This window comes from Brevibacterium permense (genome assembly GCF_025506275.1).
GTDB classification, from domain to species: Bacteria; Actinomycetota; Actinomycetes; order Actinomycetales; family Brevibacteriaceae; genus Brevibacterium; species Brevibacterium permense_A.
The window spans coordinates 1-20,357 of sequence record NZ_QYCP01000087.1 but is presented as its reverse complement, the minus strand read 5'-3'; the positions used below and the strand labels follow the sequence as shown (position 1 = coordinate 20,357).

The window sequence follows — 20,357 nt, the reverse complement described above, 5'->3', positions numbered from 1 at the left end:
GAGCTCAGGGGTGTTCTCCGCCGATCGTCCCGGCGAGAACACCCCCGGCTCGCAAGACCGCCGCCCCACGCAGTGCCAGATCGTCCAGTCTGTCGTCGAGTGCGGCGAGCATCGAACTCGTATCACCGAGCCCTCGCATCATTGCCAAAGCTTCGCGGATCTCGTGAATGCCGTACCCTCCGGACCGCAGCGCGGCAGTGATCCTTGCATCTCTGATCGCTCCGAACCGATAGAGACGCGCGGTTCGAGCTCCGGAGCCCACCCGGTGCGGGGTAGTCAGTCCCTCTGATTCCCAGTATCGCAAGGTGGATGCACGCACGCCCACCGACTCAGCAAGTTCGGTGATCGTCATCGATTCGTCGGTCGTTTCGCCCGCATGCTCGCCGGCAGTTTCAGCTTCTGACCGGATCGAGAGCAGCATCGAGCGTGCTGCAATGACCTGACGTCGATGCTCGTCCACTTCAGTCACTTTGCCGGTGAGAAGGGCGATCGCCTCACGTTGATCGAGCCGCGGAAGTTCGGTCATCACCGATCGGGCCGCAACAGGGCCGAAGGCGAAAGCAAGATCACGGTATACGGACAACGCACTGACATGCACGTCTGAATACCGCCGGTAGCCATTGTCCTCCCGTGCGGCTGCGGGAATGACACCGCGGGATTCGAGCTGACGGATCTGCTGCGCCGAATACCCGCTGAGGGTAGCCACGTCCGCAGTGCGCAGAGTGATCACCTCCCGACAAAAACCCGACATAAGCACTTCAAGTGCACACTTGAACCATGAATATGCACGAGATCATCGACCGATTCCACACTCTCGACGGACTGCTCCACATCGCTCCCGAGGCCGGCGGCCCGTACCCCGAGCTGACCTGGGGAGACCACTTCTTCTATTTCGCTCCTGACGGAGAAGTGCCTGCGAAAACTCAGCCGTTCGCCACCATCATCACCAAGGACTACCCCGACGACACGGCCTCCGAGCTCTCGGCTCCCGATCGCTGGAGGCTCAATCTCCACATCGGGCGTACCCGGTTCTCCGCACTCTTCGGCGAGCCCGGCACCGACGTCGACGCGAACGCGGACACCCCGGGTCAGCAGTCCGTCACAGACGCAGTCCACCCCCGCCCGCTGTATCGCAGGCAGGGGTGGGTAGCGGTCGTGAGTCCGGGCTCACGCACAGAGAAGCAGGTCGACGAACTCCTCATCGCCGCCCACGACGATGCCCGGCACCGCTGGGAGCGAGCTCACCGGAAAGGGTAGGACCGCCTCGGCGGGCTCCTCAGTCCTGAACCCAGGTGTCGGCCCAGGCGCGGGCGCCGTTCATCATCAGGCCGACATCGGCTCCGACGAGGACGAAGGACGCTCCGGCTTCCAGGTACTTCCGTGCCTGCTCAGGGTCGAACGCGTTGACACCGACGGGTTTGCCTGCAGCCTTCACCGCCTCGAAGGTCCGTGCCACCGCATCGGTGACCTCCGGATGGGTCTGCTGTCCGAGCAGCCCCATCGACGCAGCCAAGTCGGAGGGCCCGACGAAGATCTGGTCGATTCCGTCGACCGCGGCGATCTCGGCGGCGTTGTCCACCGCAGTCGCCGATTCGATCTGCACGGTCAGGGACACGAATTCCTCGGCACGACCCAGGTACCCGTCCACGGCATTCCACCGGGAGGCCCTGGCCAGGGCCGAACCGACCCCGCGCACACCCTTCGGCGGATAATGGACGGCCGCCACAGCCGCCTCGGCGTCGGATTTCGTATCGACCATCGGCACGAGCAGATTCTGCGCGCCGAGGTCGAGGTACTGCTTGATGAGCACCGTGTCATTGACCGGCACCCGCACGACAGGGATCGCCGGATAGCCGTTCATTGCGCGCAGCAGACTCGTCGTCGTCTCGAGTCCGATCGGGGAATGCTCGGCGTCGATGAGCACCCACTGCATTCCAGAGGCGGCGGCGATCTCGGCGGCCACGGGCGAACCCGAGCACACCCACATCCCGGCCAGGTACTCGCCGTCGCGGAGGCCGGCCACACGGTCGGCGAAGGTCTGCGGTAGTTCTATTCGAAACGGCATGTGATGACTCCCAGCTCTCCGTAGTCTGCGTGGACGGTGTCGCCGGGATGCACCCACATGGGGCGGGTGAACGACCCGGCGAGCACGGTCTCTCCGGCCTGCAGCACATCTCCGTGTTCTGCGAGTTTGTTCGCCAACCATACGATTCCGCGGGCCGGATGGTCGAGGACGGCGGCGGCGACTCCGGAGTCCTCGATCGTCTCATTGCGGTAGAGTAGTGCATTCACTCGACGCAGGTCGACGGCGTCGACGGCGACGGGACGACCGCCGAGGACCATCGCTCCCAGCGCCGCATTGTCCGAGATGGTATCGACGATCGTGCGGCCCTCCATCTCGATGCGCGAGGACAGGACCTCGAGTGCGGGGACGACGTATTCGGTGGCCCGGAGGACGTCGAAGAGACTGACGTCGGGTCCGCGCAGTTCGTCGCGCAGAACGAAGGCGAGCTCGACCTCGATGCGTACGCCCGAATACTGCGAATGGTCGATCACCGACCCGGTGTCATAGACCTGGTCAGCGAAGATCGCTCCGTAGTCGGGTTCAGTGATGCCGGTGGCCTGCTGCATCGGCTTCGAGGTCAGCCCGATCTTGTGACCATAGAGCCGACGGCCGGCGGCTTCACCGCGACGGCGCCATTCGTTCTGCACCGCATAGGAGTCCTCGACCGTCATGTCTGGATACTTCGCGGTGAGCAGACCGATCTTCGATCGCGTCCGCTCCGCCTGAGCGAGATCGTCGGCGATGGCCGCGATCGTTGCCTCATCGAGCATGTGGATTCCTTTCAGAGCTGGTTGCCCAGCTTGCCCTCATTCTCATCTGCGCGGGTGTAGGAGAACCCGTCGGCGCCGATCGTCACGGCCATCTCCGAATCGTCCGTGCGGGCATGCACGGGCTGCGGGCTGCCGTCGAGATCGAGGACGAGGGAGGCGTCGGTGTACCAGGACGGCACGACGGGGTTGCCCCACCAGTCGCGGCGCTGATTGTCGTGGACGTCCCACGTGATGACCGGGTTGTCGGGGTCGCCGGTGTAGTAGTCCTGCGTGTACACCTCGACGCGGTGACCATCGGGGTCACGCAGGTAGAGGTAGAACGCGTTCGAGACACCATGGCGGCCGGGTCCCCGCTCGATCGAGTCGGACCGGCGCAGGGCCCCGAGCTTGTCGCAGATGGAGAGGATGTTGTGCTTCTCATGCGTGGCAAAGCAGACATGGTGCATGCGCGGTCCGTCGCCGCCGGTCATCGCCGTGTCGTGGACGGTGGACTTGCGGCGCATCCATGCGGCGTAGACCGTGCCCTCCTCGTCCTGGATGTCCTCCGTGACGCGGAAGCCGAGGTCCTGCATGTACTTCACCGCGCGCGGCACATCCGGAGTGACCTGATTGAAGTGGTCGAGGCGGACGAGTTCGCCGGGGATGTGCAGGTCGTAGCGCCACGACATGCGTTCGACGTGATCGGACTGGTAGAAGAACTCGTACGGGAAGCCGAGAGGATCGACCACGCGCACGGAGTCGCCCACGCCCTTGACGAACCCGTCGGGGTTGCGACGGACATCGCAGCCGAGTTCCGTGTAGAAGGCCACTGCCTTGTCGAGCTCTTCCGGGCTGCGCACCCGGTAGGAGAACGCCGCCACGGCAGCGACCTCACCCTTGCGCAGGACGAGATTGTGGTGGATGAACTCCTCCGTCGAGCGCAGGTAGAGCGTGTTCTCGTCCTCTTCGGTGACATAGAGTCCGAGGACGTCGACGTAGAACTCCCGGGACGCGGCGAGGTCGGTGACGACGAGTTCCATATAGGCGCAGCGGAGGATATCGGGTGGGCTCGACTGCGGAGTGGCGATGGGGTTGTCGGTGGCGATGCCCGTCTCCTGGCTGACGAAATAGCCGGCCGAGGTCCGGGTCATATCAGTGCGTTTGGTCATGGCTGCCTCACTGCTTTCCGAAGACGGGGTTGTGGACCTCGCCGAGGTTGATGTGCACGGACTGCTGTTCCGTGTAGAAGTCGATCGACCGGTAGCCGCCCTCGTGGCCGAGTCCCGAGGCCTTGACTCCGCCGAAGGGGGTGCGCAGGTCGCGGACGTTGTTCGAGTTCAGCCACACCATTCCCGACTCGACGGCCTGGGAGAAATTGTGGGCGCGCTTGAGATCCGAGGTCCAGATATAGGCGGCCAGACCGTACTTCGTATTGTTCGCCAGCTCCAGGGCCTCCTCATCGGAGGAGAACGGGGTGATCGCGACGACGGGTCCGAAGATCTCCTCCTGGAAGATCCGGGCATCGGGCTTCACATCGGCGAACACGGTCGGCTGGACGAAGTTTCCGGTCTCGAAGCCCTCGGGGCGTCTGCCGCCGGCGACCAGGCGGGCCTCGGACTTGCCGATCTCGACGTAGGACATGACCTTCTCATAGTGCTCGGGGTGGACGAGCGCAGCCACCTCGGTGGCGGGATCCGACGGCAGACCGACCTTCACGCGCTTGGCCTGGGCGGCGTAGCGCTCGACGAATTCGTCGTAGATCGACTGCTCGACGAGGATGCGCGAGCCGGCGGTGCAGCGCTCCCCGTTGAGGGAGAAGACACCGAAGATCGTGGCATTGACTGCTGCCTCGATGTCCGCATCGGCGAAGACTACGGCCGGGGACTTTCCGCCGAGCTCCATCGACAGACCCTTGAGCCAGGGGGCGGCATTGGCGAAGATCGTCTGGCCGGTCTTCGACTCACCGGTGAAGGAGATGAGCGGCACGTCGGGGTGCTTGACGAGCGAATCGCCGGCGAAGCCCTCCTCACCGAAGCCGTTGACCATGTTGAACACACCGGTGGGCAGTCCGGCCTCTTCGAAGATGCCCGGCCAGAGGGAGGCCGAGAGCGGGGTGAACTCTGCGGGCTTGAGCACGACGGTGTTGCCGGTCGCGATCGCCGGCCCCAGCTTCCAGGACTCGAGCATGAACGGGGTGTTCCACGGGGTGATGAGTCCGGCCACGCCGATGGGCTTGCGGTTGACGTAGTTCGCCTGGCGGCCGGGGACCTTGAAGGCGTCGTCGACCTGGGCGACGATGAGGTCGGCGAAGAAGCGGAAGTTCTCCGCCGCGCGCGCCGCCTGGCCCTTGGCCTGGGTGATCGGCAGTCCGGAGTCAAAGGACTCCATGGCGGCGAGTTCGTCCTTGCGGGATTCGACGATATCGGCGATCTTGTTGAGGATGCGGGCGCGCTCACGCGGGAGCATCCGCGGCCACGGGCCCTCGTCAAAGGCCGACTTCGCCGCTGCGACGGCGGCTTCGATATCGGCCTTCTTGCCCGAGGCAGCCTTGATGTAGGGCTCGTTCGTCACAGGGTTGAGAACGTCGAATTCGCCTCCGTCGATGGAGTCGACGAATTCTCCGCCGATGTAGTGGCGGATCTTCTCCGGCAAATCGGCCGGCGAGGTGGTGGACTGTGTCATGACTTGTCCTTTCGTGTATATGTCTGCAAATCCGTGGTTGGGGCTGTGGTCGCCTGGGAGTTCTGGAAGCTGTGCAGAGTGGCCGAGCGGTGCTCGCGCACGGCCCATTCGACCTCCTGCGCCGAGGCGCGAGCCCGGATGAGAGCGACGATTCGAGAGTGTTCCTCCACCGACTCGAGCGCCCGTTCGGGGACGAAGGAGAACGTCGAATCCCGCAGGTGGTTGAGCCGGTCCCACTCGAGTTCGACGAGGGTGCACAGCCGCTCATTCGGGCAGCGCCGGTAGAGCATTTCGTGGAACTCGTGGTTGAGCCGGGTGAATTCGGCCGGCTCGAAGTCATCGAGCAGAGCCCGCATCCGATCGTTGATCTGCTCCGCGGCATCCAGATCATCGGCGCCGAGGTAGCCCTGTGCTTGGGCGACGGCTGCGGCCTCGAGGATCGCGACCGTTTCCATCGACTGGGTGTAGGACCCTTGGTCGACCATGGCCACGCGGGCCCCGACATTGCGCTCGAAGGTCACGAGCCCGTCGGCTTCCAGCCGGCGGATGGCCTCGCGCACCGGCACCACCGAGGTATCGAGTTCGAGTGCGATCTGCGCGAGCACGAGTTTGTGCCCGGGCTGATAGGTCTGGTCGGCGACGCGTTCGCGGATCCACCGGTAGGCGGTCTCGGCCTTGCTCAGGGATGGTACCGCGGTCGCTGCCTGTTCGGTCTTCACCGTGAGGCCTTCCACTCGTCGAACTTCGCCTTCCATTCGCCCTTGGGCGGGAAGAGCTCTTCGATCGGATTGCCGGCGGCGACCTGTTCGGCCACCCAGCCGTCCTCGATCTCCTTCGCCAGGGCCGCGTCGACGACTTCTTCGACGAGGGCACGCGGGATGACGATGGCTCCGTCGTCATCGGCGACGATGACATCGCCGGGCAGGACGGTGGCGTTTCCGCAGGCCACGGCCACATCCGCTTCCCACGGCACGTGCTTGCGGCCGAGCACGGCGGGGTGCTTCGCGGTGGAGAACACGGGCAGGATCTCGGCCACCTCGGCGGAGTCGCGGACTCCCCCGTCGGTGACGACGCCGGCAGCGCCGAGCGACTTCGCGCGCAGGGCGAGGATGTCTCCGAGGGTGCCCGAGCCGGATTCGCCGCGGGCCTCGATGACGACGACCTCGCCGGGGCGGATCGAGTCGAAGGCCTGCTTCTGAGCGTTGAATCCGCCGCCGTGGGATTTGAACAGATCTTCGCGGTTGGGCACGAAGCGCAGCGTCTTCGCGGTGCCGACGATCTTCGCGCCCGGCTTCAGCGGGGCTACGCCTTCGATGACGACATTGTTGAGTCCGCGCGACCGCAGCTGAGCCGACAGGCCCGCCGTCGGGGCCTCGGTGAGTTTGGCGATGAGGTCATCGCCGAGTGTCGTCGCGGCAGTGCCATCAGCATCGCCCTCCGGGGCGAGTCCGGCGGCTTCGCGTGAGCCCCAGGCGTCGACGGCGAGTGCTTCGTTCACTGCGGGCAGGCTGCCGAGGTTCTCGTCGAAATCTCCGGATCCTTCGACGACGGTGGTGGTCAGTCGTCCTGAGCTCAGTTCTTCGCCGTTCGCCGAGGCAGCCGTGACCTCGACCTCGACCGTGTCGCCGGGGGCGACAACGGAGGATCCGGCAGGGGTGCCGGTGAGGATGACGTCGCCGGGCTCGAGGGTGAGGTGCCGGCTGAGGTCCGCGACGATGCGCGGGAGGGTGAAGATAAGCTGATCGGCGCGCGTGCCGTCGTCCTGGACGACCTCGCCGTTGACCCAGGTGCGCAGGCGCAGGGAGTCGGGGGCCGCCTCGGCGGCGGGGATGAGTTCGGGGCCCAGCGGGGTGTATCCGTCACGGCTCTTCGAGCGCACGTTCGATCCCTTGTCCGGGCTCTTCAGGTCGTAGAGGCCGAAGTCGTTCGACGCGGTCACGCCTGACACATACGACCAGGCATCGGCCTCGGTGACGTTGCGGGCGGGGGCGCCGATGACGATGGCGACCTCACCTTCGAAGGCGAGCAGCGAGGTGCCTGCTGGGCGTTCGATGGTCTGGCCGGTGGCGGCGACGGAGCTGGCCGCTTTGAGGAAGTACGACGGCTGGGCGGGGCGCTTTCCTCGTTGTGCCGCACGGGACTCGTAGGCCACATGAACGGCAATGATCTTGCCCGGACGGGTCGGAACACCTGCTGGAGTCGACATCGATCTCACACCTCATTTCGATTGGCTTCACCACAGATCGTATATGATACGGTTCCCGAGAACAAGTAATCCAGACCACAGAGAATGTGGTCGGGACGCACGACAGGACACAGGAGTCATGGCAGCACTGAAGCACACTCAGACCCGGGTGGCGTTCGCGACGATCGTCGGCACGAGCATCGAGTGGTACGACTATTTCCTCTACGCGGCGGCCTCGGGGCTGATCTTCAACGAGCTCTTCTTCGGCCCGCTCGGATCGACGCTCTCGACCATGGTCGCCTTCGCGACGGTCGGGATCAGCTTCCTCTTCCGCCCTTTGGGCGCATTCCTCGCCGGACATTTCGGTGACAAGCTCGGCCGCCGGGTGGTCCTCATCATCACCCTCATCGCCATGGGTGCCGCGACCGCGCTCATCGGCTTCCTGCCGACCTTCGAAACCGCGGGCGTCCTGGCTCCGATCCTGCTCATCGCGCTGCGCATCGTCCAGGGAATCTCGGCCGGCGGAGAATGGGGCGGAGCCGTTCTGCTCGCCGTCGAACACGCTGATGAGAAGACCCGCGGACTGCGCGGTTCGTTCCCTCAGATCGGGGTATCCATCGGCCTTCTGCTGTCCTCGGGCGTGCTCGCCCTGATGACCTCGATCGCCCCGGGAGATGCCTTCCTCGAATGGGGCTGGCGGGTGCCGTTCTTCCTCTCCATCGTGCTCGTCTTCGTCGGCTACTGGATCCGCCGCGGAGTCGAGGAATCCCCCGTCTTCCACGAGATCGCCGAGCGCAGGGAACAGGTCACGAACCCGCTGGGCAAGCTCATCAAGAGCCATTGGCTGCTTGTCATCCTCGCCTCACTCGTGTTCATGGGCAACAACGCCGCCGGATACATGACCACCGGCGGATACATCCAGAACTACGCCACGGATCCGACCGGACCCATCGGCCTCGAACGCGGTCCCGTGCTCTGGGCCGTCGCCGCATCGGCGGTGTCCTGGCTGGTCTTCACGATCATCGCGGGAGCCGTTTCGGACAGGATCGGACGCCGGAACACCTACATCCTCGGCTGGATCCTCCTGATCGCGGGCATCTTCTCCCTGTTCCCGCTGGTCAACACCGGTTCGGTGGGCATGCTCCTGCTCGGTCTCGTCGTCCTCACGGTCGGCCTTGGCTTCACCTACGGTCAGCAGCCGGCGATGTACGCCGAGCTGTTCCCCTCCAGCGTCCGCTTCTCCGGGGTCTCGGTGTCCTATGCGATCGGGTCGATCCTCGGCGGCGCCTTTGCTCCGACGATCGCGAAGGGGCTCGTGTCATGGACGGGAACGACCGCCTCGGTGGCGGTGTACCTGGGCGTCGTCGCCGTGCTCGCCCTCGCCGCGACTCTGCTGCTGCGTGATCGCACCGGCATTCCGCTCGGTCCAGACCACGAGGACGAGCAGTCAGTGAGCCCGATCGTCGGAATCGGGTCGCCGCAGCTGACCAGCGATGACGGTGATCGGCACCACCCCGCTGACACCAGATCGTATATGAACTGATAGCATTCAAACATCACGACGACGTGTCACGAACCGGAGGTTGACATGCATTTCCATCAGAACGGCTATGTGTCCGCGGACCCGCGGATCGAGGAAGCCGCTGGCTACGGGATCGAGCGCGCAGAGGATCTGCCCGATGAGGTCGATGTCCTCATCGTCGGCAGCGGCCCTGCGGGGATGATCGCGGCGGCACAGCTGTCGCAGTACCCGCACGTGAACACTCGGATGATCGAGAAGCGCGATTCGCGGCTGGTCATCGGTCAGGCCGACGGCATCCAGGCCCGTTCTGTCGAGACCTTCCAGGCGTTCGGGTTCGCGGAGGAGATCATGCGCGAGGGCTATCACATCACCGAGATGGCGTTCTGGAATCCGGATCCGGAGAACCCCGAGAACATCATCCGCACCGGTCGGCCCAAGGATGACGAACACGGCATCAGCGAATTCCCGCACCTCATCGTCAACCAGGCACGCGTGCTCGACTACTTCGCCCAGTTCGCCGCCCAGTCCCCCGGCAAGATCACGCCCGACTATGGAATCGAATTCGTCGACCTCACGGTCGACCAGAGCGCCGCGACCTCCTCGGCGAAGGACCGTCCGGTATCGGTCACCGTCCGTTACACGGCCGGCGAGCGCGCCGGGGAGGAACGCACCATCCGCGCCGGCTACGTCGTCGGCTGCGACGGTGCCCGGTCGAAAGTCCGATCGTCGATCGGACGGACGATGTCCGGTGACCAGGCCAATCACGCCTGGGGCGTGATGGATGTGCTCGCGAATTCCGATTTCCCCGATATCCGCACCAAGTGCGCGATCTCGTCGAAGCACGGAAACATCCTCCACATCCCCCGCGAAGGCGGGCATCTGTTCCGGATGTACGTCGATCTCGGCGAAGTGCCCGAGGATGATGCGCGCAAGGTGCGGTCGACGAGCATCGACGAGATCATCCGGCGGGCGAATGCGATCGTCTCGCCCTACAGCATCGATGTGAAGAACGTGGCCTGGCATTCGGTCTACGAGGTCGGGCACCGGCTCACTGATGCCTTCGACGACACCGACGAGACCGCGCCCGATTCTCAGTGTCCGCGCGTGTTCATCACCGGCGATGCCTGCCACACTCACTCGGCGAAAGCCGGTCAGGGAATGAACGTGTCAATGCAGGACGGCTTCAACATCGCGTGGAAGCTCGGCCAGGTCATCTCCGGAAGGTCGTCGACAGAACTGCTGCGCACCTACTCGGCCGAACGTCAGGTGGCGGCGAAGAACCTCATCGAGTTCGACAAGGAATGGTCGACGCTCATGGCGACTCCGCAGGAGGAGCTGCCGGACAAGACCTATCTCGAGGACTTCTACGTCAAGACCGCGGAGTTCCCTGCAGGGTTCATGACCGAGTACACGGAGTCGATGATCACGACGCCGACGACTCATCAGGATCTCGCGGCCGGATTCCCAATCGGCAAGCGGTTCAAGTCGGCTCGGGTCAAGCGCAGCTGCGATGCGAACTTCATCCATCTCGGACACGAGGCCCGCGCCGACGGTCGCTGGAGGGTCTATGTCTTCGCTGATCGGGTTGCTCCGGTCGTCGACGGTTCTGCTGGCAACTCGAGCGGCGAGTCGAAGGTAGCGGCTCTGGCTGCGTGGCTCGAATCGGATCCGGCCTCTCCCCTGGTCGCTTACCGCAGGGAGGGCGAGGACCTCGATGCGCTCGTCGAGTTCAGCGTCATCTACCAGCAGGAGCACAAGGAGTTCGCGTTCCCCGATGTGCCGAAGGTGTTCCGTCCGAATATCGGTGCCTTTGACCTCGAATACGTGGAGAAGATCTACGCGACCCTGCCCGACGAGGACATCTTCGAGGCCCGCGAGATCAGTCGCGATGGTGCCGTCGTCGTGGTCCGTCCCGACCAGTACGTCTCCGGCATCTTCCCCTTGGACGCACATGCCGAGATCGGCGACTATTTCGCGGGAGTCTTCGAACCCGTAAAGTGATTTCGGAACGATTCTGTTCTCAAACGCCTCCGGCCGGTGGTCCCTGGACTGCTGGCCGGTCGCTTTGGGTCTGCGTGAGGAGTCCGCAGATCCCAGCTCCGACGAGGGCTGCGGCGCCGATGAGCCACAGCCCGAAGCCGATTGACGGGCGACCGACTTCCATTCCTCCGGTCGGTGTTCCGTCAGGCAGCTGTCCGTCCCACATCAGCGCCGGTGGATTGAGGAGGGTGGAGACGAGGATGAAGAGGCCGGCTCCGACTGCCACCAGCAGAAGAGGCCAGTGGGCAAAGGTGTCGAACCGTTCCACGGTCGCTGCACAGGCGAGAACGACCACTCAGGGCAGGATGACTCCCGGGGTGAGGTCGGCGAGATCGAAGGGTACCCGTCCGAGCGACGTCACCGTCAGTCGATCATCAGCACCCAGCAGGCGAGCGCGACCCACGGCAGCCGCTGCGCCCAGCGATGTGTTCGGTTCCCTCGGGGCCACGGTGTGTTTCAGGCGTTCTCGTAGTGAGCGGGTGTTGCCCTCCTCCGCCTGACGTCGCCGAGGAGGCCGCAGATGGTCCAAAGCCCTGCACCCAGCGCCGGTTCGGCGACGACCATCCCGAAGACCGGGCGTCCGCGATCATCGACGGCGTCCCACGTGATCGTCGGCAGATTCGCCGACAAGTCGGCCAATACGAGGAAGACGCAGACGCTCAGAAAGAGAGTTCCCACCGACCAAATGCGCCGGACGACGTCCGGCCACGGGTGCGAATCAGGCCGAGACCTGACGGTGAGCAGGAGCGAAACAGCCGCACATACGACTACGCCGACGGCGACCAAGACCATCGAGCCCCGAGCCGCCTCGAAGTCGAACGGCGGTCCGCCGAGAGCAGTGACGATGATTCGCGGCGGCTGCGGCACTTCGGACGTGTCTGGCAACCACCGGAACCCACAGCATGACGATACACAGGCAGAGAGCTGACAGAGACAGCGCTTGCACGAATCGCAGAAGCAGTCGGCTGAGTCGAGCCTCACGTGGCGGGACCATGGCGCTTCGACATGCAGCGTTTGATCCGTTCACGACGGTGGTGGTCCTGTTGGGAGGCTGCGACCAGACCGCAGATGCCGGCGGCGAAGAACAGCAGGCTGCCGAGTACCCAGAGGCCGAACCCTGCCGCCGTGTAGGCGACTTCCATGCCTCCTGTTGGCATACCGTCGGCCGTCTGCCCGTCCCACATTATGATCGGCGGATCGGCAACCATCTGCAGGAGTCGCAGTCCCAGCGCCGTGCCCAGAACGATGGCCGCGATCGACCACCACTTCGACGCGGACAGCAGCCAAGCGGTGGACGCACCGGTGAGGATGACGATCCAGAGCACGAGGTAGACCTCGTCGAGGTCATTCATATCGATCGGCGAGAAACCGAGAGACGTCACGCGGATCTGCATCGGTACGGGGCCTCCGCTGTCGAGGACCGGCACGAAGATCGTGATCACCCAGCAGGCGACCGCCCCTAATGGGAGCACACGTGCCACGAGGTTGAGACTTCGCCCCCGCGCAGTCGTCAGTCGTGTGCTTCTGCTCTTACCCGCCGTGTCCATAACTACGATTCTCTGAACTGTCCGTGTGACAGGTGTTCCCGCGATGTTCCAGATCCGACACGCGGCTCAGTCGGGACCGAACACCATCCGAACCAAGTGACTTTCGACCGGGCTGCCTTTGCAGTCCTGTGCACTCGGTCGCCGGTGCGCATTGCGGCTGCGCCAACCGGCGATCTTCTCGGCACGAGTGCAATAGCGCGGTGGCAGCTGCTCGGGCAGCACGCACTTCGGTTCGATCGTCTGATATTCGACCGGCTGGTCCGGCTGAGCCGCCTCTTGCGGTTCGTCTGTGCCAGCCTCTTCGCCGACTCTCCTGGCCTTATCCCTATCCGGTTCGAGGAAACGGGAGAAGGTCTGCCGCCAATCCGGCCCCGGTGGCGAACCACCCGATTCGGACACCGCTTCGGGACGCGGGAACCGCATGCGGCGGACCACCGCGGGCGTGGTCACCTCGTAGGATCGTCCGCTCGGCGTGGTGACGCGCAGCCCGTCCGCTGTGGCCTCATGCTTCCACCCGGGATGCTCCTTCGCGTAATTGCAGGAGGCACACAGTCCGGAACCGTTCTCCCAGGTGGTGGCTCCGCCAGCGGCAACAGGAAGGGCATGATCTGCATGCCGGATCGGGGCGTCGCACCACGGTGTCCGGCACACATCGTCGCGGAAGGTGATCATCTGCCGCAGTCGGCCGGTGAACTCCCGACTCTTCGCATCCATCCCCACCAACTGCCCGTCGTCGGGACGAGTGAAGATCCGGCTGATGAACATCTTTGCTTCGTTTGCGGCGATGAACTTCCGTGCCGTCTGCGCCGGCAGCGGTCCGAACCCGGGCATCCAGGCTGGTACGAGCCCGTCCGAGAGCAGGGATTCGGCCTCGACGAGCACATGGATCTCCGCAGGCACCGCCGTCGCACTCGTTTGGCCGCTCAATCGTTCGACGAAGGTGTCGGCGAGCACCTGCCGGCGATTCCGCCCGCCTGCGTCACCGGCGGCAGTGATCGACTCGGTGCCGGCCCGGAGACTTTCATAGGCGGCGACGGCCTGAGTCAACGGCAGGATTGCAGAGATCCTCGCCATTCCGTCATCGATCACGGTCAGATTCACACGACGATTGGACTCAGCTTTCGCTGCCCGCTTCGCGGCCGCCTCGGCGTCCATCTCCGCGCTGAGCGCACGCACTTCGGCCCGCAGGCTGCGCAGCCCGGTCGGTCCCAGACTGCGCTTCATCCGCGTGTCCACCTTGCGCCGATCGGCGCCGGCGAGGACCGCGGTCTCATCGACCATGATGCGCGCCTTGTCCTCGGAGATCTCCCCCTTGGACAGGGCTTTGAAGGTATTGGGCATGCCGATGACGATCGAGCGGGCGGTGCTGAGGAACTTCCGCCCCGATCCGGGCGAGACCTTTTTCGCCAGCCCGACCTCGTCTCCGGCACGTTTTCCGCAGTCGAGCGCGGGCACCCGGTTGAGCCGGTCCCGCTCGATGCGCAGCGCTTCGAACGCCACTGCCTCCCGCGACTGTGCGGCGACGACGGCAGACTTGAGCTCTTCGAGCGCAGTGATCCGCTCGAGAGTCTCCGCCTCGGTGCCGCCTGGGTCGAGACCGCGCAGGAGCTCACCGAACCGAGCGATCTCGGTCAGCGGATAAAGAACCGGCGCTGGTTCCCGTGCGGAGTCGACGTCCATATGAAAACGGTACCCGCCGGCACTGACACGACTTCGCGAACGGCCCCGAAAGACCCAATACAGCCAGGTCAGACCCTATTTCCGACTCAGGCGACTCCGCGCTGGATGCGGTTGAGGATCATGTCCATGGCGACGATGTTGTGGCCGCCGTCGGGGATGATGAGGTCGGCATTGCGCTTCGACGGCTCGACGTAGAGTTCGTGCATCGGCTTGACCGTGCCCAAGTACTGATCCTCCACCGACTGCAGCGTCCGCCCGCGGTCGACGACATCGCGTTTGATCCGGCGCAGCAGGCGCACATCGGCGTCGGTGTCGACGAAGAGCTTGATGTCGAGCAGGCGGCAGATGCGCGGTTCGGCGAAGATGAGGATGCCTTCGACGATGATGACCGGCGCGGGTTCGACGCGCGTCGTCTCGTCGCTGCGGTTGTGGATCGAGAAGTCGTAGACGGGGCTGTCGACCGCTTCGGAGTTCCGCAGCGCGGTCAGATGGTCGACGAAGAGGTCATTGTCGAAGGCGTCGAGATCGTCGTAGTTGACCTTCTCGCGCTCCTCGTAGGTGAGTTCGTCGCGCCGTTTGTAGTAGTTGTCGTGGAAGAGCACGGACGGCGGTCCTTCGCACTTGTCCAACAGCGCCTGAGTCAGCGTCGTCTTTCCGCTGCCGGTTCCGCCGGCCACGCCCACAACCAAAGTCTCCACGGCACAAATATAGACCACGACCACCGCCGAGGCGGGTCCCGGCTTCCGCACTCAACCGAGGCTGCGGGTCAGTTGGGTCCACAGCTCCTGGTCGAAGCGCCGCCTGCCCAGCAGACCGGCCATATGTCTCACCGCGTTGTCGACCTTGCCGCGCCAGACCTCGATCGCCGTCTTCGCATCCGCCCTGCTGAGCGCACGGAACATGGCCCGATCGTCACTGACGATTCGGTCGCTGGCCGGAGAATAGTCGAGCTGCAAGATGGAGATGAACAGGCGCAGCCGCAGAGTCAGGGCTTCGAAGGCGCGGGCCGATTCCCGCAGGCCCGAAGCACGGGCCAGCTCCTGTTGGAAGTGGAGGTCGGCGTCCTCGACATCGATTCCGCTGCGCGTCGGCGCCGAGGCTTCGACCTGTCGCAGGGCCAGCTGCACCGGCACGAGGTAGCGCTGAGGACGCAGGGCCAGGGACCTGAGCACCACCTCCCCGATGGCCATGCGCGCGGCGTAGAGGTCGAGCACGTCGACGGTCGTGATCAAAGGAATCCGCGCGCCGCCACGGGATCCGTCGAGCAGTTTGTCATCGACCATCCTTCGCAGCGCCGCATCGACCGACGCCCTGGGCACCTGCATTCGGCGGGAGAGCAGGCGCGGATTGATCCGGTCTCCGGGTTCGTAGCCGGAGTCGATGATCTCCTCGCGCAAAGCGATCGCCAGATGCTCGGTGATCGATCGGGTCTCCTTCGGCAGCCACGACGATATCTCCATTGAGTCAGAAGTAATGGAACTTCTCTGAGGCTCGTACGGGGCCGATTCCAACCACAGCACACCTTCGAGTCCGTTCCGGACGCGGTCGGCGAGCAGATCGAGCAGGGCCCCGGGGATGTCCTGACACTCGCCGAGGCGGCTCTTGAGTGCGCTGACGAAATCATCGAAATCCGCGCACGCCCTCACCCGGGTTCCCGCCCCGTCGGAGAGATCGTCAGGAACCTCGCCGAGGGGGTCGAAGACGAGGAAGTCACCATCACCGTCGAGCCGGGCGAGCAGTTCGGCGGTGGGCACCTGCCGATGCTCGCTGTCGAAGCGCTGCGCCCACCGCCCGACGCCCGCGGTGCGCAGGGCCGCGGTGATTCCCGCGATGCGCCGCTGGATCCGCCGAGGCGGCACAATCGTCGCGGACTCTCCGCGAGGGCCTTCCCCACCTGCATCATTTCTGCGAATACCGACGATGACGAGGGGAAACCCACTGGCAGCGAGGATGAGCTCAGAGCCGCCGGCCACCTCGGCGACGGGGATCGTCAGTGCCCGCACGGAACGGGAGACGATGCTCTGGCTCAACCCCGTCGCCTCGGCCAGGGCACGGGTCGAATAGTCCCGTCCGGAGATCCTGGCCCCCGCGGTCGCGACGAGGGCTTCGACGACCCGATCGGCGGTCTCCTGAATCGGCGGGCGGCCGCTGCGGGGACGATCCGCGAGGTCGGATCGGCTCGCCCAACGACGCAGGGTCGACGATGATGCTCCCGTGCGCGCGGCAGCCTCGGCGAGGGTCGACGTCGCCAGGAGCGCCACGGCGTCTCGGCGGAACTCAGCGGAATACATCCCTCTATCTTATGACTTCTGACTCAAACGTTCCCAGCGGTCGGCTCCACCTCTTCACCCCCGGATTTCGGCGGCGCATACTGATCTCACACCCAGGTTCCACGGTCAGCGCCGACGCGTGAGAGCACCGAATCCGAGCACCGAAGGAGCACAGTTGCTGCACACCGAAACCGACCTCGCCACGCTCACTGCCCAGTCGATCGACACCGTCCGCCGGTGGCTGCGAGTGTCGACGTCGATGACAACGGCGAAGAACCCCGCGGCCGAACGACTCTCCGCCGTCCTCTCCGACGACAACGGCCTCGACTTCACCGTCGGGTTCGTCGATCGGGTCGTGCGCACCGATGATGTCCACGCCGCCGCCGACGCCTTGGCCGAGGTCGGCAAGCTGGCACCTGAGACCATGTCGTACCTCGATCGTGCGCAGATCAAGGCCGGTGCCGCACTGGCCAAGATCGCCCCGCAGGTCGTCGTGCCCGCCGCCCGCACTCGCCTGCGTCAGATGGTCGGCCACATGGTCGTCGACGCCCGGGACAAGCAGTTCGGCAAGACCGTCGCCGCCCTCACCGCCGATGGTCACCGGCTTAACATCAACCTCCTCGGCGAGGCCGTGCTCGGTGACGGCGAAGCCGACAACCACCTGGAGCAGACCCACCGGCTGCTCGCCCGCGACGATGTCGACTACGTGTCGGTGAAGGTCTCCTCCGTGGCCTCGCAGATCTCGATGTGGGCCTTCGACGAGACCGTCGATTATGTCGTCGACCGCCTCCGTCCGCTCTACCAGCAGGCCGCGAAGGCCCCGACCGGAGCGAAGTTCGTCAACCTCGACATGGAGGAGTACCAGGACCTCGAGCTGACGATCGCGGTGTTCATTCGTCTGCTCTCCGAACCGGAGTTCAAGGATCTCGAGGCCGGAATCGTCATCCAGGCCTACCAGCCCGATGCGCTCGGTGCGGTGCAGCGGCTGAGCGAATTCGCTTCTCGCCGTGTCGAGAACGGAGGAGTCGGGATCAAGGTCCGCCTCGTCAAGGGAGCCAACCTGGCGATGGAGACCGTGCACGCCGAGATCGCGGGCTGGCCAGCAACGACGTGCGATTCGAAGCAGTCCACGGATGCGAACTACAAGCGGGTCCTGCATTGGCTGTTCACCCCGGAGCGGATGAAGGGGCTGCGCATTGGCGTGGCCGGGCACAACCTCTTCGACATCGCCTTCGCCCACCATCTCTCCGTCGAACGCTCCGTGACCGACCGCGTCGAGTTCGAGATGCTCCAGGGCATGGCCAGCGAGCAGGCCGCCGCCGTGACCGAGGACGTCGGAGACCTTCTTCTCTATGTTCCGGCCGTTCATCCGAAGGAGTTCGACGTCGCGATCTCCTACCTCGTGCGCAGGCTTGAAGAGAACTCTGCGTCCGAGAACTTCATGTCAGGCATCTTCGACCTCGCCAACGGCAACGACGTGTTCAAGCGCGAAGCCGACCGGTTCACCGCGTCGGTCAACCAGCTCGAATCGATCCTCGACGCCGAGGGCGAGACCGCGCCGGCCCCGAACCGCCACCAGAACCGGTCGACCGAAACACTCGGCGAGACCGTGGTGCCGACCCAGTTCTTCAATGAGCCCGACACCGACCCGTCCCTTCCGGCCAACCAGGAGTGGGTGCGCGGCATCATCGCCGAGGCGACCGCCCCCGGCTACCTCGACGATCGTCCGAACGCACCCAAGGTCGAATCCGCGGACGAACTCGATGAGATGATCGCCCGCGGTCGCGCCGCGGCTGCCGGCTGGCGGGCCCTCGGCGCCGCCGGTCGCGCCGAGATCCTCCACCGGGCCGCGGACATCTTCGCTGCCCGTCGCGGCGAGTTCATCGCCGTCGAGGCCGCCGAGGTCGGCAAGATGCCGTCGCAGTCCGATCCCGAGGTGTCCGAGGCCATCGACTTCATCCGCTACTACGCGCTGAACTCGCTCGAGCTCGAGAGCCTCGACGGTGCGACCTTCACTCCCGATGAGATGGTCGTCATCACTCCCCCGTGGAACTTCCCCGTGGCCATTCCCACCGGCGGCACCGTAGCTGCGCTGGCGGCGGGATCCGCTGTCATCCACAAACCCTCGAAGCCGACCCCGCACTGTTCGGCGCTCATCATCGACTGCCTGTGGCAGGCCGGCGTACCCAAGGACGTGCTGCAGCTGTGCGCTCCGGTCGAGCGGGAACTCGGCCAGCACCTCGTTTCGCATCCCGATGTCGACCGAGTCATTCTCACCGGTGCGTCGGAGACCGCGGCGATGTTCAAGTCCTTCCGACCCGAACTCCACGTCAATGCGGAGACCTCGGGCAAGAACGCCTTGGTCATCACCCCTGCGGCGGACCGAGACCTTGCCATGGCCGACCTCGTGTACTCGGCCTTCGGACATGCCGGACAGAAGTGCTCGGCCGCCTCGTTGGGCATCATGGTCGGTTCGACCTACGATTCCGAGCGCTACCGTCGCCAGCTCATCGATGCCGCCTCGTCGATGGTCGTCGATTGGCCGTCGAATCTCGCATCGACCATGGGCCCGCTGACAGAGGATCCCTCGGACAAGCTGCGTCGTGCACTGACGACGCTCGAACCCGGCGAATCCTGGCTGCTCGAGCCCAAGCAGCTCGACGATTCGGGGCGGCTGTGGAGCCCGGGAATCAAGGACGGGGTCAAGCCCGGTTCCTTCTTCCACCTCACCGAGGTCTTCGGTCCGGTGCTCGGTCTCATGCATGCGAAGGACCTCGATGAGGCCATCGAGTTCCAGAACGCCGTGGACTTCGGCCTCACCGGCGGCATCCATTCCCTCGACCCCGAGGAGGTCGCCACCTGGCTCGACCGCGTCGAGGTCGGCAATGCCTACGTCAACCGCGGAATCACCGGTGCGATCGTGCGTCGGCAGTCGTTCGGCGGCTGGAAGCAGTCCTCGGTCGGCCTGGGTTCGAAGGCCGGAGGTCCGAACTATCTCATGCTCTTCGGCCACTTCGCCGATGACGGCAGCCAGGACCTCGAGGCGGCCAAGGCCGATGACAAGCGCTGGTTCGAGGCCGAATTCGGTGCGGCGAAGGACCACACGGGACTGCGCGCGGAGGCGAACATCTTCCGCTACCGTCCTCGGCCGGTCACCTTGCGCGTCACCGCCGAGGCAAGCCTGTTCGATCTTGAACGCTCGCTCCACGCCGCCACCACGGTGGGGTCGACGGTGCAGCTGTCCGTCGCCGAGGATGTGCCCGCCGAGGTGAAGATCGCCGTCACGAACGCCGGTGTCCCCGCCCGCACGGAGTCGGCGGATCAGTTCGCCGAGATGGTCGGACAGGGTCGCTACGACGACACGGTGGGTGCCCGCATCCGCGTCCTCGGTCGGTTCGAGGACGAACTGCTGGCCGCGGCCGCGCCTCGCCCGGAGGTTGCGATCATCGATGAGCCGGTGACCACCTCGGGGCGGGTGGAGCTGCGGTATTACGTGCAGGAGCAGGCGGTGTCGATGACTCTGCACCGCTTCGGCAACCCGAGCCGCGACTTCCACGAGCTCGCCGCCACCCTCACCTCCTAATTACTACCTGACGGCGGCTCAGCAACCTCGCGCG

General features: G+C 65.1%; 18 protein-coding genes. 4 read left to right on the top strand and 14 right to left on the bottom strand.

The genetic code is table 11. The features are described from left to right. Nucleotides 1-4 precede the first annotated feature (4 nt). Nucleotides 5-706 (bottom strand): MerR family transcriptional regulator, encoded by a 702-nt coding sequence (locus tag D3I60_RS09615; protein WP_262775941.1) that lies wholly within the window; start codon nt 704-706, stop codon nt 5-7. 71 nt (nt 707-777) lie between these two features. Here D3I60_RS09615 and D3I60_RS09610 point away from each other — a divergent pair, with 71 nt between their 5' ends. Next, a complete protein-coding gene (locus D3I60_RS09610; RefSeq protein ID WP_262775939.1) occupies nt 778-1,257 on the top strand; it encodes a DUF6194 family protein in 480 nt (159 codons plus the stop codon). A 19-nt stretch (nt 1,258-1,276) separates the two neighbouring features. On the opposite strand, the gene D3I60_RS09605 is transcribed toward D3I60_RS09610, so the two are convergent. The 6 genes from D3I60_RS09605 to D3I60_RS09580 are packed head-to-tail and all read right to left on the bottom strand — an operon-like array spanning nt 1,277 to nt 7,702. Then, nucleotides 1,277-2,065, bottom strand: a complete 789-nt coding sequence (locus D3I60_RS09605; RefSeq protein WP_262775938.1) for an HpcH/HpaI aldolase family protein — start codon at nt 2,063-2,065, stop codon at nt 1,277-1,279. Continuing rightward, nucleotides 2,050-2,835, bottom strand: a complete 786-nt coding sequence (locus tag D3I60_RS09600) for a fumarylacetoacetate hydrolase family protein (RefSeq protein WP_039207929.1) — start codon at nt 2,833-2,835, stop codon at nt 2,050-2,052. Before D3I60_RS09600 ends, D3I60_RS09605 begins: the two co-directional genes overlap by 16 nt. A gap of 11 nt (nt 2,836-2,846) precedes the next feature. Beyond that, entirely contained in the window at nt 2,847-3,983 is a 1,137-nt protein-coding gene (gene hpaD / locus D3I60_RS09595) for a 3,4-dihydroxyphenylacetate 2,3-dioxygenase (protein ID WP_262775935.1), read from the bottom strand. 7 nt (nt 3,984-3,990) lie between these two features. Next, on the bottom strand, nt 3,991-5,496 hold the full coding sequence (gene hpaE / locus D3I60_RS09590; RefSeq protein WP_262775933.1) for a 5-carboxymethyl-2-hydroxymuconate semialdehyde dehydrogenase: 1,506 nt from the start codon (nt 5,494-5,496) through the stop codon (nt 3,991-3,993). Next, entirely contained in the window at nt 5,493-6,215 is a 723-nt protein-coding gene (locus D3I60_RS09585) for a GntR family transcriptional regulator (RefSeq protein ID WP_262775931.1), read from the bottom strand. Before D3I60_RS09585 ends, hpaE begins: the two co-directional genes overlap by 4 nt. After that, nucleotides 6,212-7,702 carry a fumarylacetoacetate hydrolase family protein gene (locus tag D3I60_RS09580; protein WP_262775929.1) on the bottom strand — a complete coding sequence of 497 codons (1,491 nt, stop codon included), beginning with the start codon at nt 7,700-7,702 and terminating at the stop codon, nt 6,212-6,214. The genes D3I60_RS09585 and D3I60_RS09580 overlap by 4 nt, the downstream gene beginning before the upstream one ends. Before the next feature lie 118 nt (nt 7,703-7,820). On the opposite strand from D3I60_RS09580, the gene D3I60_RS09575 reads away from it, so the two are divergent. Both D3I60_RS09575 and D3I60_RS09570 read left to right on the top strand, forming a co-directional pair. Continuing rightward, complete coding sequence (locus tag D3I60_RS09575; protein ID WP_262775927.1) at nt 7,821-9,224, top strand: MFS transporter; 1,404 nt, start codon at nt 7,821-7,823, stop codon at nt 9,222-9,224. Between the two features lie 45 nt (nt 9,225-9,269). Next, nucleotides 9,270-11,204 (top strand): FAD-binding monooxygenase, encoded by a 1,935-nt coding sequence (locus tag D3I60_RS09570; RefSeq protein WP_262775925.1) that lies wholly within the window; start codon nt 9,270-9,272, stop codon nt 11,202-11,204. A gap of 19 nt (nt 11,205-11,223) precedes the next feature. Here D3I60_RS09570 and D3I60_RS09565 read toward each other — a convergent pair whose 3' ends face one another. The 7 genes from D3I60_RS09565 to D3I60_RS09535 form a co-directional block, all read right to left on the bottom strand. Then, entirely contained in the window at nt 11,224-11,538 is a 315-nt protein-coding gene (locus tag D3I60_RS09565; protein ID WP_262775923.1) for a hypothetical protein, read from the bottom strand. Further along, on the bottom strand, nt 11,539-11,691 hold the full coding sequence (locus tag D3I60_RS09560) for a hypothetical protein (protein ID WP_262775921.1): 153 nt from the start codon (nt 11,689-11,691) through the stop codon (nt 11,539-11,541). It lies immediately after the preceding gene. Between the two features lie 8 nt (nt 11,692-11,699). Then, complete coding sequence (locus D3I60_RS09555; protein ID WP_262775919.1) at nt 11,700-11,921, bottom strand: hypothetical protein; 222 nt, start codon at nt 11,919-11,921, stop codon at nt 11,700-11,702. 299 nt (nt 11,922-12,220) lie between these two features. After that, a complete protein-coding gene (locus D3I60_RS09550; RefSeq protein ID WP_262775918.1) occupies nt 12,221-12,724 on the bottom strand; it encodes a hypothetical protein in 504 nt (167 codons plus the stop codon). Between the two features lie 132 nt (nt 12,725-12,856). Next, on the bottom strand, nt 12,857-14,470 hold the full coding sequence (locus D3I60_RS09545; RefSeq protein ID WP_262775917.1) for an HNH endonuclease: 1,614 nt from the start codon (nt 14,468-14,470) through the stop codon (nt 12,857-12,859). A gap of 86 nt (nt 14,471-14,556) precedes the next feature. Next, nucleotides 14,557-15,168: a uridine kinase gene (gene udk, locus D3I60_RS09540; protein ID WP_262775915.1), complete on the bottom strand. Its 612-nt coding sequence runs from the start codon at nt 15,166-15,168 to the stop codon at nt 14,557-14,559. A 51-nt stretch (nt 15,169-15,219) separates the two neighbouring features. Next, nucleotides 15,220-16,761: an FCD domain-containing protein gene (locus D3I60_RS09535; RefSeq protein WP_262775913.1), complete on the bottom strand. Its 1,542-nt coding sequence runs from the start codon at nt 16,759-16,761 to the stop codon at nt 15,220-15,222. Nucleotides 16,762-16,915: 154 nt separating this feature from the next. Here D3I60_RS09535 and D3I60_RS09530 point away from each other — a divergent pair, with 154 nt between their 5' ends. Then, on the top strand, nt 16,916-20,323 hold the full coding sequence (locus tag D3I60_RS09530) for a bifunctional proline dehydrogenase/L-glutamate gamma-semialdehyde dehydrogenase (protein ID WP_262775911.1): 3,408 nt from the start codon (nt 16,916-16,918) through the stop codon (nt 20,321-20,323). Nucleotides 20,324-20,357: the final 34 nt, after the last annotated feature.